The 13,318-nt window shown below is 66.5% G+C and carries 15 protein-coding genes; 9 read left to right on the top strand and 6 right to left on the bottom strand.

What is annotated here, in order from left to right:
- Positions 1-8: 8 nt before the first annotated feature.
- Together VHO04_RS14850 and VHO04_RS14845 are read left to right on the top strand one after the other, a co-directional pair.
- A complete protein-coding gene (locus VHO04_RS14850; protein ID WP_329629016.1) occupies positions 9-1,484 on the top strand; it encodes an aldehyde dehydrogenase family protein in 1,476 nt (491 codons plus the stop codon).
- An 11-nt stretch (positions 1,485-1,495) separates the two neighbouring features.
- The gene (locus tag VHO04_RS14845; RefSeq protein WP_329629015.1) at positions 1,496-2,284 is read left to right on the top strand and encodes an SDR family oxidoreductase; all 789 of its coding nucleotides are present in this window, start codon (positions 1,496-1,498) and stop codon (positions 2,282-2,284) included.
- Positions 2,285-2,308: 24 nt separating this feature from the next.
- Here VHO04_RS14845 and VHO04_RS14840 read toward each other — a convergent pair whose 3' ends face one another.
- The 4 genes from VHO04_RS14840 to VHO04_RS14825 all read right to left on the bottom strand — a co-directional run bounded on the left by VHO04_RS14840 (position 2,309) and on the right by VHO04_RS14825 (position 5,404).
- Positions 2,309-3,079 (bottom strand): FadR/GntR family transcriptional regulator, encoded by a 771-nt coding sequence (locus VHO04_RS14840; protein ID WP_329629014.1) that lies wholly within the window; start codon positions 3,077-3,079, stop codon positions 2,309-2,311.
- An 87-nt stretch (positions 3,080-3,166) separates the two neighbouring features.
- Complete coding sequence (locus VHO04_RS14835; protein WP_329629013.1) at positions 3,167-4,030, bottom strand: glucose 1-dehydrogenase; 864 nt, start codon at positions 4,028-4,030, stop codon at positions 3,167-3,169.
- Positions 4,023-4,526 carry an SDR family oxidoreductase gene (locus tag VHO04_RS14830; RefSeq protein WP_329629012.1) on the bottom strand — a complete coding sequence of 168 codons (504 nt, stop codon included), beginning with the start codon at positions 4,524-4,526 and terminating at the stop codon, positions 4,023-4,025. The genes VHO04_RS14835 and VHO04_RS14830 overlap by 8 nt, the downstream gene beginning before the upstream one ends.
- Positions 4,523-5,404 (bottom strand): SDR family oxidoreductase, encoded by an 882-nt coding sequence (locus VHO04_RS14825; protein WP_329629011.1) that lies wholly within the window; start codon positions 5,402-5,404, stop codon positions 4,523-4,525. Before VHO04_RS14825 ends, VHO04_RS14830 begins: the two co-directional genes overlap by 4 nt.
- Before the next feature lie 83 nt (positions 5,405-5,487).
- Between VHO04_RS14825 and VHO04_RS14820 the strand changes: the two genes are divergently transcribed.
- Genes VHO04_RS14820 through VHO04_RS14795 form a run of 6 tightly spaced genes read left to right on the top strand, consistent with a single transcriptional unit; the run spans position 5,488 to position 10,377 of the window.
- The gene (locus VHO04_RS14820; RefSeq protein WP_329629010.1) at positions 5,488-6,348 is read left to right on the top strand and encodes an SMP-30/gluconolactonase/LRE family protein; all 861 of its coding nucleotides are present in this window, start codon (positions 5,488-5,490) and stop codon (positions 6,346-6,348) included.
- Positions 6,341-6,775 (top strand): nuclear transport factor 2 family protein, encoded by a 435-nt coding sequence (locus VHO04_RS14815; RefSeq protein ID WP_329629009.1) that lies wholly within the window; start codon positions 6,341-6,343, stop codon positions 6,773-6,775. Before VHO04_RS14820 ends, VHO04_RS14815 begins: the two co-directional genes overlap by 8 nt.
- A 41-nt stretch (positions 6,776-6,816) precedes the next feature.
- Positions 6,817-7,275 (top strand): helix-turn-helix domain-containing protein, encoded by a 459-nt coding sequence (locus tag VHO04_RS14810; protein ID WP_329629008.1) that lies wholly within the window; start codon positions 6,817-6,819, stop codon positions 7,273-7,275.
- Positions 7,272-8,339: a phosphotransferase family protein gene (locus VHO04_RS14805; protein WP_329629007.1), complete on the top strand. Its 1,068-nt coding sequence runs from the start codon at positions 7,272-7,274 to the stop codon at positions 8,337-8,339. The genes VHO04_RS14810 and VHO04_RS14805 overlap by 4 nt, the downstream gene beginning before the upstream one ends.
- 14 nt (positions 8,340-8,353) lie before the next feature.
- Positions 8,354-9,634 (top strand): acyl-CoA dehydrogenase family protein, encoded by a 1,281-nt coding sequence (locus tag VHO04_RS14800; protein ID WP_329629006.1) that lies wholly within the window; start codon positions 8,354-8,356, stop codon positions 9,632-9,634.
- Positions 9,631-10,377, top strand: a complete 747-nt coding sequence (locus tag VHO04_RS14795) for an SDR family oxidoreductase (protein WP_329629005.1) — start codon at positions 9,631-9,633, stop codon at positions 10,375-10,377. The genes VHO04_RS14800 and VHO04_RS14795 overlap by 4 nt, the downstream gene beginning before the upstream one ends.
- On the opposite strand, the gene VHO04_RS14790 is transcribed toward VHO04_RS14795, so the two are convergent.
- Positions 10,374-11,354, bottom strand: a complete 981-nt coding sequence (locus VHO04_RS14790) for a nitronate monooxygenase family protein (protein WP_329629004.1) — start codon at positions 11,352-11,354, stop codon at positions 10,374-10,376. The two genes, VHO04_RS14795 and VHO04_RS14790, sit on opposite strands and share 4 nt — an antisense overlap.
- A gap of 67 nt (positions 11,355-11,421) precedes the next feature.
- Here VHO04_RS14790 and VHO04_RS14785 point away from each other — a divergent pair, with 67 nt between their 5' ends.
- The gene (locus tag VHO04_RS14785; protein ID WP_329629003.1) at positions 11,422-12,420 is read left to right on the top strand and encodes an NADPH:quinone oxidoreductase family protein; all 999 of its coding nucleotides are present in this window, start codon (positions 11,422-11,424) and stop codon (positions 12,418-12,420) included.
- Here the strand turns inward: VHO04_RS14785 and VHO04_RS14780 are convergent.
- The gene (locus VHO04_RS14780) at positions 12,417-13,307 is read right to left on the bottom strand and encodes a nitronate monooxygenase (protein WP_329629002.1); all 891 of its coding nucleotides are present in this window, start codon (positions 13,305-13,307) and stop codon (positions 12,417-12,419) included. The genes VHO04_RS14785 and VHO04_RS14780 overlap by 4 nt on opposite strands.
- Between the last annotated feature and the right edge of the window lie 11 nt (positions 13,308-13,318).

The raw sequence follows: 13,318 nt of genomic DNA, 5'->3' as shown, positions 1-13,318 counted from the left end.
GACAGAATATGGCCAGCACGGCACCGACGGTTCATCTGCATCTGGGGCACGAACAGCGCCCCGCCGGAAGCGGCGGAACCCATCCGCATCTCCATCCGGTCAGCCAGACCGTCCAGGCGGACATTCCCCTTGCCGGGGCGAAGGAAGTCGAGGAAGCGGTCGCCAAGGCCGAGGCCGTGCGCGACGCGTGGCGGCGGACCCCACCCGAGGCACGCCGCGACATCCTCAACCGGCTCGCCGACCTGCTCGAAGCCAACAAGCGGAGGCTCGCCGAGATGGCGGCGCTCGACGGCGGCACGACGCTGAGGGTCGGCGAACGCGGCGTCGATACCGCGGTGGGCTGGACCCGCTACTATGCCGGCTGGTGCGACAAGCTGACCGGCGAACTCCTGAGCAGCTTCGACACGCGCGGCGAATTTTCCTATTCGGTGCCCGAGCCGATCGGCATCGTCGGGATCATCATCACCTGGAACGGACCGCTGATCTCGCTCGGCATGAAGGTGTGCGCGGCACTCGCCGCAGGCAATTGCGTCATCTGCAAACCCGCGGAGATCACCCCCTTCGCGCCCGAACTCTTCGCGCAGCTCTGCAAGGAAGCCGGTGTGCCCGACGGGGTGCTGTCGATCCTGCCGGGCAACGCCGAATGCGGCGAAGCGATCGTGCGCAGCAAGAAAATCCGCAAGATCAGCTTCACCGGCGGCCCGATCACCGCACGCAAGATTCTCGCCGCCTGCGCCGAGGAGATCAAGCCGAGCGTGATGGAACTCGGCGGCAAGTCGGCGAGTCTCGTCTTTCCCGACTGCGACCTGCAGGCCGCGGCCGAGCGCGCGGTCTTCTGGACCGTCGGCTGCCTGTCGGGACAGGGCTGCGCGCTTCCCACGCGCCAGCTCGTCCATGCCGACGTCTATGACGATTTCGTCGCGCGGCTGAAGGCAATCATCGGCCAGTTCAAGGTCGGCGACCCGATGGACCCGACCGTCGCAGTCGGTCCCGTGATCAACAAGGCCGCGGTCGATCGCATCCTCGGCATGTTCGAGCGCGCGAAAGCCGATGGCGCCGCGACGTTCGAACTCGGCGGCGGGCGCTGCGGTGGCAGCCTTGCCGACGGCAATTTCATCGAACCGACCCTGATCGTCGACGCCGACCCCGATCACGAGATCAGTCAGGTCGAGATTTTCGGACCGGCGGTGGTCGTGATGAAGTTCCATGACGAGGACGAAGCCGTCGCGATCGCCAACAACAGCGAATATGGCCTCGCCGCCTATATCCAGTCGAACGACATCCAGCGCGTGCATCGCCTGTCGGAGCGCCTCAATGCCGGCGGCGTTTATGTGAACGGCGGCTTCCAGATCAACCCGCACACGCCCTTCGGCGGGGTCGGCATCTCGGGCTTCGGCAAGGAAGGCGGCAAGGCCGGGATCGACGAATTCCTGCACTACAAGACCGTCACTGTCGGCGTCGGCGCCCCGATCTTTCCGAAATGAGGAGGCAGACAATGACCGATTTCACGAACGAGCAGTTCCGTCTCGACGGCAAGGTCGCCATCGTCACCGGCGCGGGCGGGCGCGGCAACAGCATCGGGCGTGCCTATGCCGTCGGTCTCGCCAATGCCGGGGCCAGCGTTGTCGTCGCCGACCTCAACAAGGACGGTGCCGAACGCGTCGCGGCCGAGATCGACGCGGCGGGCGGCAAAGCCGTCGCGCAACAGGTCGACATCGCCGACGAAGCGTCGGTGGCGGCCATGATGGACGCGGCGGTCCAGGCCTTCGGCGGGCTCGACATCCTCGTCAACAACGCGGCGCTGATGGTCGAAGCCGTCGGAACGCCACTGATCCAGACGCCGCTCGCCGATTTCGAAAAGCTGATGCGCGTCAATCTGACCGGCGCGCTCATCTGCGCGAAAGCCGCGGTGCCACTATTCCAGGCGCGCGGCGGCGGCAAGATCGTCAACCAGCTTTCGGCCGGCGGATTCCCGGCGCAGACCCCCTATGGCATCAGCAAGGTAGCGCTGCTCGGGCTGACGACAACCCTCGCGACCGAACTCGGCCGGATGAACGTCAACGTCAACGCCATCGCACCCGGGATGACCATGTCGGATGCGGGCAAGGCGCTGACGCCGGAGGAAAGCCCGTTCGTCCAGGCAGCGATGGCACGGGTGGTGAAACAGCCACGCGGCGAACCGCAGGATCTCGTCGGGGCGCTGCTGCTGCTCTGCTCTCCCGCGGGCGACTGGATCACGGGTCAGGCGCTCAACGTCGACGGCGGCTTCATCATGCGCAATTGAGGGGTCGCGGCGGCGCGAAGCCTTTCAGGACCGCAGCGAGTCGACGATCCGTTCGCCTTCGCCGCGCGTCGCCCAGGTCTCGTTGGCATTGCGCAGGTGCAGACGCCAATGCGCGACAGCACCCTCGACATCGCCCGCCTCGATCAGCTTGATCAGCTTGTCGTAGGATTTGAAACCGGCACGGAAGCTTTTGACCCGGTCCTCGGTCGAACGGGGGTGGCGCCGCTGATAGTCATTCTGGTGATTGCGACCGAGATTGAGCAGCATCCGGTTGAGGAAACTCAGCGTCTTGTTGCCGCTCGCTTCGACCAGCGCCTGATGGAAATGCGAGATATTGTCGATGAACTCGTCGTAGTGGCCCGACTTCAGCATTTCATCGAGATCGGCGAGCGCTTCCTTGAGCTGCGGCATCCACGGCGTATTGCCCTTCACTGTCGCGAGCCAGCGCACCACCGTGGGTTCGATCGCAAGCCGCGCGGCATAGAGATCGGCGATCGTCGTTCCCTGCGATTCAAGTACATAGCCCGCGTAACGCGATACGAGGTCGGTCGACGGCTGATGGACCCGCGCCCCGCTGCGCGAGCCGCGGACGACGCTGATCAGATTCTCGGCCTCGAGGATGCGAAACGCCTCGCGCAAGGTAGGCCGCGAGACGCCGAGCGTGACGAGCAGCGCACCTTCGGGAGGCAGCGTGTCGCCTTCCTTGAGCTCGCCGCGGACGATCTGCGCGCGAATCTGGTCCGCGACAAGCTCCGAGGTCTTGGGAACCCGGATGCGCGCGCTGTGATTTTCCATCTTCATTCCTGCCCCTGCCCCGAACCCGGTTTCGACTTGGCCTTTCCAGCCTTTAGGGCCTTTGCCGGACCCCCGCAACGCCGCACGTCAGGAAGGGCCGAAGGACAGGCCTTCGTTCAAGGTCCACCGCCCGTCGCGTCCGCGCACCCAGCCCGAAGAGGCCCAGGTTCCGCCGTCGACCGGCAGCAGCACGCCGGTGATATAGCTCGCCAGCGCGCTCGACAGGAAGACCGCAGCGTCGCCGCACTCCATGTCCACGCCTTCGCGCCCCAGCGGGATCAGCCGGTTCATCGCGTCGATTTCCTCCGCGCTGCGCCGTTTCCAGGTCGCCGGATCGACCCGGCCCGCGCGATTGCCCTGATTGCCGGGCGTCACCGTGTGGTCGGGGGCGATGCAGTTGACGCGGATGCCATGTTCGGAGAGCTCGACCGCCATCGATCGGGTGAAGCTGAGCATTCCGGCCTTGCACGCGGCATAGACTGCGAAATTGGGCGCGGCGCGGCTCGCCTCGATGCTCGCGACATTGACGATCGCCCCCCCGCGCTTGCCCGCGACCATATGCCTCGCCGCCGCCTGCGTCGCGACCAGCATCGACATCAGATTGATATCGACGTGCTTGCGCATGCTGCGCTCGCTCTGTTCGAGGAAAGGTCGCGCCGAGACGCCGCCGGCATTGTTGACGAGGATGTCGAGGCGGCCATATTCGGCCGCGGCGCGGTCGATCGCGGCGCGCAGCGCATCCAAGTCCATCACGTCGCCGGCGATCGGCAGCGCGCGAACGCCCTGCTCGGCGATGCGCGCCGCCGCCTCTTCGGCGCGCTCAGGGAAAATGTCGAAGATTGCGACATCGGCGCCCGCTTCGGCGAAGCGCAGCGCGATCGCGCGGCCGATGCCGCCCCCGCCGCCGGTGACGAAGGCCGCCTGCCCGTCGAGGCGGGCGCGGTCAGTCATCGAGCGCAATGCCCACCACCGCGCCGGTCACATAGGCGGCATAGTCGCTCACCAGATAGGCGGCGAGATGGCCGAGCGTATCGCCGGTGTCGCGGGTCAATATGCTGTTCACGCGGACCCCGTCGCGAGCCCATTCGACACCGAGCGTCTTCGTAAGATTGCCGAGCGCACCCGCCGCTGCCGCCTGATCGGTCCCGAGCGCCTGTTCGGGCGCGCCGACGAAGAGTATCGCGCCGCCCCGTCCCCGCACGCGGCATTGTTCGGCAAAATCCTTTGCGCCGAGGAAGCGGCGGTCGAGTCCGGTATCGAGACTGGCACGCCATTCGGCGTGCGTGATTTCGTGCGCCGCCTTGACCGCCGGGGGCGGCGCGACATGCACCCAGATGTCGCGATCGCCACCGTCGACCAAGTCTGCGCCCGCGGCTTCGAGCGCCGCGCGGATCGCCGGACTGTCGCCCTCGATGCACGCGCGCTTGCCGGTCAGCCAACCGCTCATTGCCAGCCCCACGGCCCATCGGCGCGTTCGCGCGGCGGGATGAAATCGGGCATGATAAGCGAGCGGCGCAGGCTCTCACCACCGTCCTGCACGATCACCTGTCCGGTCATGCCGCCGAACAACGGCGTGCAGGTCATCGCCGAGAGCCAGCCGAATTCCCATATGCTGCCGGTGCGCCCGGCAGGGATCATCCCCTGCAGGGGCTCGATCCCCTCGTCGCGGCGGCCCGAAACCGAATCCGCGTGCGGAAAGAAGCCCGCCGCGACAGCGTTGACGCGAATACCGTGGGGTGCCCAGTCGGCCGCCAGCTTCTTCGTCATCGTCGCCTGCGCGGTCTTGGCGGCGGCGCTGTGCGCGTCGCCGGGAAAGCCTGTCCAGATATATTGCGCGCTGTTGACGACGATCGCCCCGCCTTCCCCCCGCGCGATGCGGCGGCGGGCAAATTCGGCCGAGCAAAGGAAGGTGCCGTCGATCGCGATCCGCGTCACCGCGGCCCATGCATTGGCCGAGATATTCTCCGCCAGCACCGGAAAATTGGCGCCCGCATTGTTCGCGAGCAGGCCCACCGGCCCAAGCGCCTCCTCGGCCTCGTCAAACGCAGCGGCGACCGCTTCGGGAAGGCGCACGTCGCAGCTCATCGCGTGGACGGGCACTCCCAGCGCCGCAATCTCCGCCGCGCCGTCCCGCGCGCGTTCGAGGCTGCGCCCCATTACCGCAACCTTCGCGCCGCCCTGGGCAAAGGCCTTCGCCATCGCGAGCCCCATGCCCGAACCGCCTCCCGTGACGAGTACGACCTGCCCTGCAAAAATGTCCGCCGGATAGGGCGGTGCGTCGAATGGTGGCGGCGTCGCCACAATGTGATGCGCTGAAACCGACAATTTTCTCTCCCGTCCGAAAAGGTTGCGCGCAACCCCCGTGCATGTCAAGACATCACTAACTAGGTTATACAGGATGCGCACCCATGGAGATTGTCGCCGAAGGCCTCGCCTTTCCCGAAGGACCAGTCGTGATGGCCGACGGATCGGTGATCGTCGTCGAGCTAGCGGGCGGGCGCATCACCCGCTGCTGGAACGGCCGGACGGAGACGGTGAGCCAGATCGGCGGCGGCCCGAACGGCGCCGCGATCGGCCCCGACGGCGCCCTTTACGTGTGCAACAACGGCGGACTCGATCTCGTCAACTTCCAGAACGCGCGCGGCGCCGGGCACGAGGGCCGCATCGAGCGCGTCGACCTGGGGAGCGGGAAAGTCGAGCGGCTCTACGATAGCTGCGACGGCATAGCACTCGAGGCGCCGAACGACATCGTCTTCGATGCCGACGGCCGGATGTGGTTCACCGACCTCGGCAAGAGCCACGACGGCATCCGCACCGCAAGCGGCCTGTTCAGCGCGCTGCCGAACGGATCGGCGATCACGGCGATCAACCGCCACGCCGTCTCGTATAATGGCGTTGGCCTGTCGCCGGACGGTCACCATGTCCATGTTGCCGACACCCATCAGGCGCGGCTGTGGCGCTATGAGCGCAAGGTCGAATCCCAAAAGCCCGAATGGGTTGCGACCGCGCCAGGCCCCGTGGGCTTCGACAGCCTCGCCGTGACGGCGGCCGGCAATATCTGCGTCGCGACGCTCTATGCGGGCGGTATCACAACGATCACGCCCGACGGACGGATGAGCAAGCGCGACATCCCCGGCGAGCGCTATGTCACCAACATCGCCTTCGGCGGCACCGACCGGCGCGACGCCTATGTCACGCTTTCGACCACGGGGCGGCTCGCAAAGCTGCGCTGGGACGAGCCCGGACTGGAACTGCACTACAATGGCTGACCCAAAGGCGAATCTGGCCGCCGACCGCGATGCGATCCGCGATCTGCTCGCGCGCTATACCTATAATGGCGACCGCGGCCGCGTTGCCGATCTCGCCGCCTGCTTCACCGCGGACGGCGTGCTCGAATTTACCGGCAACGCACCCATCGGCCCGGCCGCGATCGCCGCGGCGCTCTCGTCCGGAACGCGCGATCCGCGGTTGACCTTCGTACGCCACCATATCACCAATCCGCTAATCGCGGTCGACGGCGACCGCGCGACTGCGCGCAGCTATTTCACCGTCCACAGCGATTTCGGACCCGATCACAGCGGCACCTATGACGACCGTCTCCTACGCACGGCCGAGGGCTGGCGCTTCGTGCACCGGCGCGTGCGGATCGACTGGCAAGCGGAGACATCGCTGTTCCGGAAGATGATGACGCGCTGATCGATATTGACACTACAGTGTCAATTAGACATTCAGGTGTCATGTCTGAACGCTTCATCGAGTTCGAACGATTCGCCGACGAGGTTGCGCGGCTGCGCGGACGGATGCGCGCGCTCTATGCCGACACCCGCAGCGCGAGCGGGCTCGCCGAGATGGAGCTCACGGTGCTGACCGCCGTTGTCAACGCCGCCGCACCCCCGACCGTCGCGCAGATCGGCCGCAGCCTCGGCCATCCGCGGCAGGTGGTGCAGCGCGCCGCGAATCATCTCGCCGAACTGGGATTCGTCGCGTTCGAGGCGAATCCCGAACATAAACGCGCGTCGCTGATCGTCGCGACCGATGCGGGCCGTGCCTTGAAGGCGGCCGATCATGCGCGTGCGGAGGCGGTGACCCGGGCGGTGCTCGCGCGGATCGACAAGGCCGCCTTCGCCGACGCCGCTGACCGGCTGCACGCGATCCGCAGCGCGATCGAGACCTATCTGAAGGAAGGCGGCGCATGAACGACGATGCAAGAGCGCTCGCCGATCCCGAACGGCTGACCGCATGGCTCGATGCGAATATCCCCGCGCTCGGTGACGGGCCGCTCGCGGTCGAGAAGATCCACGGCGGCACGTCGAACGTCATCCTGTCGCTGAACCGCGGTGGTGACACGCTGATCCTGCGCCGCCCGCCCGCCGTGCCGCCGCCGGGCAGCGAGAAGAGCGTGCTGCGCGAGGCGCGCGTGCTGACCGCACTGGGCGGCACCGCCGTCCCCCACCCTGTCTGCCACGGGAGCTGCGCCGATCCCGAGGTCATCGGCGCCCCCTTCTATGTCATGGATCTCGTCGAGGGCTGGCCTGCCGACCTTCACGATGGGCGCATCCACGACAGGCCGCCTTTCGACAAGCCGCCGCACGCGCGCGAAGTGCCGTTCGCGATGGTCGACGGGCTGATTGCGCTCGCCAACGTCGATTACCGGGCGGTGGGCCTCGAAGATTTCGGAAGACCCGACAATTTTCTCGAACGGCAAGTCGACCGCTGGGAAGGCCAGATCAAAAGCTACAAGCAGCTTTATGATTTCGAGTGGCGCGAACTGCCCGGCTATGCGCTCGCACGCGATTGGCTGCGCGCCAACAGCCCCGACGATTTCCGCCCCGGCATCATTCACGGCGACGTCGGGACGCCGAACGCGCTCTTTGCCTTTGACCCGCCGTGCCGGCTGACCGCGCTGATCGACTGGGAGCTGTCGACCATCGCCGACCCGCTGCTCGACCTCGCCTGGTTCTGCAACGGCATATGCGACGAGCGCTTTCCCGGCCATGTCCCCGAAAAGGCGCTCTACAATGTCGGCGACTGGCCGACGCGGCAGGAACTGATGGCGCATTATGCCGCGGGCACCGGGCGCAGCATAGCGAGCTTCGATTACTATCTGATCCTGGCGATGTTCAAGGGCGGCTGCATCCTCGAATATAAGGTCGCGCAAGCGGCCAAGGGCATATTGAGCGCCGAGACCGGGCGCTTCTTCGACCGGCTGGTGCGCGGCAATTTCGCCGAAGCCGAAAAACTCATCCGCCTGATCGGCTAACCCAAGGAACGCGCATGATCGATTTCCGCATCGAACCCGAATTGCAGACGAAGCTCGACTGGATGGCAAAATTCGTCCGCGAGGAATGCGAGCCTATGGATATGCTCTTCCCGGGGCACGGCGCGCCCTACGATGTCGCGAACGCGGAAGCGCGCGCCTATATGAAGCCGTTGCAGGAGGAGGTGAAGGCACAGGGCCTGTGGGCCTGCCATCTTGGCGCCGATCTCGGCGGGCCGGGCTACGGCCAGCTCACGCTGGCGCTGATGAACGAAATCCTCGGACGCAGCTATTGGGCACCGACGGTCTTCGGCACCGCCGCGCCCGACACCGGCAACAGCGAAATCCTCGCGATGTTCGGGACCGAGGAGCAGAAGGCCCGATATCTCCAGCCACTGATGGAAGGCGAGATCGTCTCCTGCTTCTCGATGACCGAGCCACAGGCCGGCGCCGACCCCAAGGAATTCACCTGCCGGGCATGGCAGGACGGCGACGAGTGGGTAATCGACGGCGAGAAATGGTTTTCCTCGAACGCGCGCTTCGCCGCCTTCCTGATCGTGATGGTCGTCACCAACCCCGAAAACCCGCCGCACGGGCGCATGTCGATGCTGATCGTCCCGACCGACACGCCGGGGGTCGAGTTCATCCGCCATTCGCAGACGATGGGCGACAGCAAGGGCAAGGACGACGGCACCCACGCCTATATCCGCTACAACAAGGTGCGCGTGCCGCTCGACGCGATGTTCGGTGGCCCTGGCGAGGGGTTCAAGGTCGCGCAGGCGCGGCTCGGCGGCGGGCGCGTCCATCACGCGATGCGCACCGTCGGCAAGTGCCAGCGCGCGATCGACATGATGCTCGAACGCGCGGTGTCGCGCCGGACGCAGGGCAAGCAGCTTTCCGAGCATCAGTTCGTGCAGGGCGCGATCGCCGACTCGATCATCGAGCTCGAACAGTTCCGCCTGCTCGTGCTCAAGACCGCGTGGATCATAGACAATGAGGAGCATGGCGCCGCGCGCACGCATATCGCGATGTGCAAGGTGCAGATGGCGAAAGTCTATCACGACATCGTCCAGCGCGCGATCCAGCTCCACGGCAGCCTTGGCATGACGCTCGAACTGCCGCTCGCCGACATGTGGATGGGGCTGCCCGCGCTGGCGCTCGCCGACGGGCCGACCGAAGTCCACAAGGTGCAGGTGGCCAAGGCCTATCTCAAGAACGCGAAGCCCGCGCCGGGACTCTTCCCCAGCGAGCATATCCCGACCCGCCTTGATGCGATCCGCGAAAGGAGCGCCGCATGACCCCCGATCCGCTGTTCGATTTCACCGGCAAGGTCGCGCTCGTCACCGGCGGGTCGCGCGGGCTCGGCTACCGCATGGTCAAGGCGCTCGCCGAACGCGGCGCCGACGTCATCGTCGCGAGCCGCAAGCTCGACAAATGCGAGGAGGTCGCCGGGGAATGCCGCGCGCTCGGAAGGCGGGCGATGGCACATAGCGTCCATTGCGGGCGCTGGGACGAGATCGACGCTCTGATTGCCGCCGCCTATGCCGAGTTCGGACGCATCGACATTCTCATCAACAACGCCGGCATGTCGCCGCCCTGCCCCAGCCACGAAATGCCCGAAAGTCTGTTCGATTCGGTGATGAACCTCAATTTCAAGGGCCCCTTCCGGCTTGCGAGCCAGATTGCGCACCGGATGAGCCAGAGCGAAGGCGGCGCGATCATCAATATCAGTTCGACCGGCGCGTTGATGGCGCTGCCGATGGTGGTGCCCTATGGCTCGGCCAAGGCGGCGCTCAACGCGATGAGCGTTTCGCTGAGCCGCGAATATGCGCCGAAGGTGCGCGTCAACACGATCAGCCCCGGCCCCTTCCTGACCGACATCGCCGAAGCCTGGGAACCGAACAAGCGCGAGACGCAGCCGGTTGCGTTAGGGCGGCCGGGGCGACCCGAAGAGATCGTGACCGCCGCGCTGATGCTCGCGAGCCCGGCCTCCTCCTATACCACCGGCGCGCTGGTGCGCGTCGATGGCGGGCAGCGCTAACGGCGAAAGCTCGCGAGCCGCCGATCGATGATCGCTTCCGCTTCGGCGATGATCCGGTCGATCAGTTCCTGACAGGTCGGAATATCGTGGATCAGCCCTTGCACCATCCCGGCCCAGAAGACGCCCTTCGAAAGATCTCCGGTCTTCAGCAATTCACGCCCTGCCGTCCCGGCGACCAGTTCCTGCACGTCGGCGAATTTCGCGTCGGGTTGCGCGAGGCGGCGGACGACCTCCTCGCTGACTTCGCTCTTCCCGACACGCGCGGTATTCTTGAAATTGCGGAAAATCAGGAAGCTGCCGCGTTCGTCGTTATCGATATAGGCCTGCTTCACATTGTCGTGCACCGGTGCTTCCTTCGTCGCACAGAAGCGCGTGCCCATGTTAATCCCCTCGGCGCCGAGCGCGAGCGCGGCGACAAGCCCGCGCCCATCGCCGAAGCCGCCCGAGGCGAGCATCGGAATCTTCACCCGATCCGCCGCCGCGGGAATCAGGATCAACCCCGGAACATCGTCCTCGCCCGGATGGCCGGCGCATTCGAAGCCGTCGATCGAGATGATGTCGCATCCCGCCTTCTCCGCCGACAGCGCATGACGCACCGCGGTGCATTTATGGAGGATGGTGACGCCATGCGGCTTCACCCGCGCCCAGATTTCGCGCACCGCGGGGGTTCCCGCCGTCTCCATCACCTTGACGCCGCTTTCGATTACCGCGTCGGCATAGGCATTATAGTCCGGTGCGTTGATCGTCGGAAAGACCGTCAGATTCACCCCGAACGGCCTGTCGGTCATCGACCGGCAGCGCTCAATTTCATCACGCAGGGCCTTTGGCGTCGGTTGCGTCAGCGCGGTGATAATGCCGAGGCCGCCGGCGTTCGACACCGCGCTCGCCATATCGGCGGTGCCCACCGCCTGCATTCCGCCCTGGACGATCGGGTGCTCGATCCCCAGCATTTCGGTAATCCGCGTTTTGAACGCCATCGCCTGTCCCCTTCAATTGATATATAACTTAGTTATACTTCTTAGAACAAGCTGACAAGAGGAAGCCATGCCCGACGACAAGCCAGCCGGACCGCGCGCCGCGATAGCGGAGGAACTCGGCCCACCCGATCATTATCGACTCGCCGCACATGATCCGGGACCGCCTTCGCCTACGCAGGTGCGGATTGCGATCAGGGCAGCCGGGATCAGTTTCGTCGACGTGCTGACTGCCGCGGGCGGCTATCAGGTCAAGCCGCCGACCCCTTTTGTCCCGGGCAGCGAATGCGCGGGCGTCGTCGAGGCGGTCGGCGCCGAGGTGGCGGGGATCGCGGTCGGCGACAAGGTCGTTGCGAGCGGATGGGGCGGGCTGTTCGCCAACGTCGCCAACCTGCCCGCGCGGACGGTCCGCGCCATGCCCGAAGCGCTGTCGTTCGAGGAAGCAGCCGTCTTCCCGGTCAGCTATGCGACGGCGTGGCACGCACTCGTCGACCGGGCAAAGCTGCAGACAGGCGAAACCCTGCTCGTCCTCGGCGCGGGCGGCGCGACGGGCTATGCCGCGGTGCAGATCGGCAGACATCTGGGCACGCGCGTCATCGCCTCGGCGTCGAGCGAAGCGAAACGCGCGCTCGCGACGGCGGGCGGAGCCGACGCCGCAATCGATGCCCGCGGCGCCGACTGGCGCGCGGCGGTCAAGGCGGCGAACGGCGACCGCGGCGTCAATGTCGTCTTCGACCCCATCGGCGGCGAGGCGACCGACCCTGCCTTTCGCTCGCTCGCATGGAACGGACGGCATCTCGTCATCGGTTTTCCTGCCGGCATCGCGGCGCTGCGCACCAACCTGCCGCTACTCAAGGGCGCCAGCCTGATCGGGGTCGACGTACGCCAGTTCGGCATCTTCGAACCCGCGAAAAGCGAGACCAATCGCGACACGATCTTCGCCCTCGCGGCAGAGGGAAAGCTCCGGCCCGCGATCACGCGCACCTATCCGCTCGAGGATTTCCGTGCGGCGATGGAGGATGCCGCGGCGGGGCGAAGCGCGGGCCGCATCGTGCTGACGATGGACTAGGCCCAGCTTTCGGCCACTGCCGCCAGCCGCTCGCGCCAGTCGGCAACGGCCAGCAAGGCCTCGAAATCCCGGTGCAGCCGTGCGACCAGCGCGGGCACTGGCTCGACCGTATCGATCATGCCGACGCTCTGTCCCGCGCTCCAGATGTCGCGCCATGGCCGCGCGCCGTCCGGCATCTCCGATCGCACCGCCGGCAACGACCCGGGATCGAGCCCCGCTGCCTCGACCGACTGGCGCAGCCAATGCGCCGGCACGCCATTCATTGCCGCCGAGACGATGATGTCGTCCGCACCGGCTTCGGCGATCATCGCGCGATGCCCCTCCACGACGCCGCTCTCGGGCGTTGCGATGAAACGGGTGCCCATGCAGGCGATATCACCGCCGAGCGCCAGCGCCGCCGCGATGCCATGCGCATCGGCGATGCCCCCCGCAACGATCAGCAGCCCGTCGAACAGCCGCCGCACCGCCGGAACGAAGGTCATCGGCGTCAGGAAACCCGTATGCCCTCCGGCCCCTGCGCAGGTCAGCATCAGCCCATCGGCGCCCGCGGCGATCGCCTTTTCGGCGTGCCGCATCGTCGTCACGTCGTGGACGACGCGCCCGCCCCAACCGTGGACGCGCGCCACCAGTGCCGAGGGATCGCCAAGGCTCGAAAGGATGAGCGGCACGCGGTAGCGTTCGAGCAGATCGAGCCGGGCCGCCCCGGCGGGATCGTGGCCCCAGCGCGCGGGCAGATTGACGATCGGCGGTGCCCCCTCGACCTGCGCAAGCGCGGCCAGATAGTCCTCGAAATGCTCGAACGGCGTGAAAGTCCCGCCCTGCCAGCCGCCGACCACCCCGGCGCGGCAGCAGGCGACCGCGAGCGGCACCGAGGAGGCTATACTCATCGGCGCGCACA

The sequence above is a fragment of the Sphingopyxis sp. genome (assembly GCF_036261875.1).
GTDB lineage: Bacteria > Pseudomonadota > Alphaproteobacteria > Sphingomonadales > Sphingomonadaceae > Sphingopyxis.
This window is presented reverse-complemented; position numbering and strand designations above follow the sequence as displayed.

Excerpts from the sequence above, each read along its gene's own strand:
- VHO04_RS14835 (WP_329629013.1), bottom strand. The coding sequence starts at position 4,030 with ATGACTGACCGCGCCCGCCTCGACGGGCAGGCGGCCTTCGTCACCGGC.
- VHO04_RS14805 (WP_329629007.1), top strand. The coding sequence starts at position 7,272 with ATGAACGACGATGCAAGAGCGCTCGCCGATCCCGAACGGCTGACCGCA.
- VHO04_RS14850 (WP_329629016.1), top strand. The coding sequence starts at position 9 with ATGGCCAGCACGGCACCGACGGTTCATCTGCATCTGGGGCACGAACAG.
- VHO04_RS14795 (WP_329629005.1), top strand. The coding sequence starts at position 9,631 with ATGACCCCCGATCCGCTGTTCGATTTCACCGGCAAGGTCGCGCTCGTC.
- VHO04_RS14845 (WP_329629015.1), top strand. The coding sequence starts at position 1,496 with ATGACCGATTTCACGAACGAGCAGTTCCGTCTCGACGGCAAGGTCGCC.
- VHO04_RS14780 (WP_329629002.1), bottom strand. The coding sequence starts at position 13,307 with ATGAGTATAGCCTCCTCGGTGCCGCTCGCGGTCGCCTGCTGCCGCGCC.
- VHO04_RS14830 (WP_329629012.1), bottom strand. The coding sequence starts at position 4,526 with ATGAGCGGTTGGCTGACCGGCAAGCGCGCGTGCATCGAGGGCGACAGT.
- VHO04_RS14800 (WP_329629006.1), top strand. The coding sequence starts at position 8,354 with ATGATCGATTTCCGCATCGAACCCGAATTGCAGACGAAGCTCGACTGG.
- VHO04_RS14820 (WP_329629010.1), top strand. The coding sequence starts at position 5,488 with ATGGAGATTGTCGCCGAAGGCCTCGCCTTTCCCGAAGGACCAGTCGTG.
- VHO04_RS14815 (WP_329629009.1), top strand. The coding sequence starts at position 6,341 with ATGGCTGACCCAAAGGCGAATCTGGCCGCCGACCGCGATGCGATCCGC.
- VHO04_RS14810 (WP_329629008.1), top strand. The coding sequence starts at position 6,817 with ATGTCTGAACGCTTCATCGAGTTCGAACGATTCGCCGACGAGGTTGCG.
- VHO04_RS14785 (WP_329629003.1), top strand. The coding sequence starts at position 11,422 with ATGCCCGACGACAAGCCAGCCGGACCGCGCGCCGCGATAGCGGAGGAA.
- VHO04_RS14840 (WP_329629014.1), bottom strand. The coding sequence starts at position 3,079 with ATGGAAAATCACAGCGCGCGCATCCGGGTTCCCAAGACCTCGGAGCTT.
- VHO04_RS14790 (WP_329629004.1), bottom strand. The coding sequence starts at position 11,354 with ATGGCGTTCAAAACGCGGATTACCGAAATGCTGGGGATCGAGCACCCG.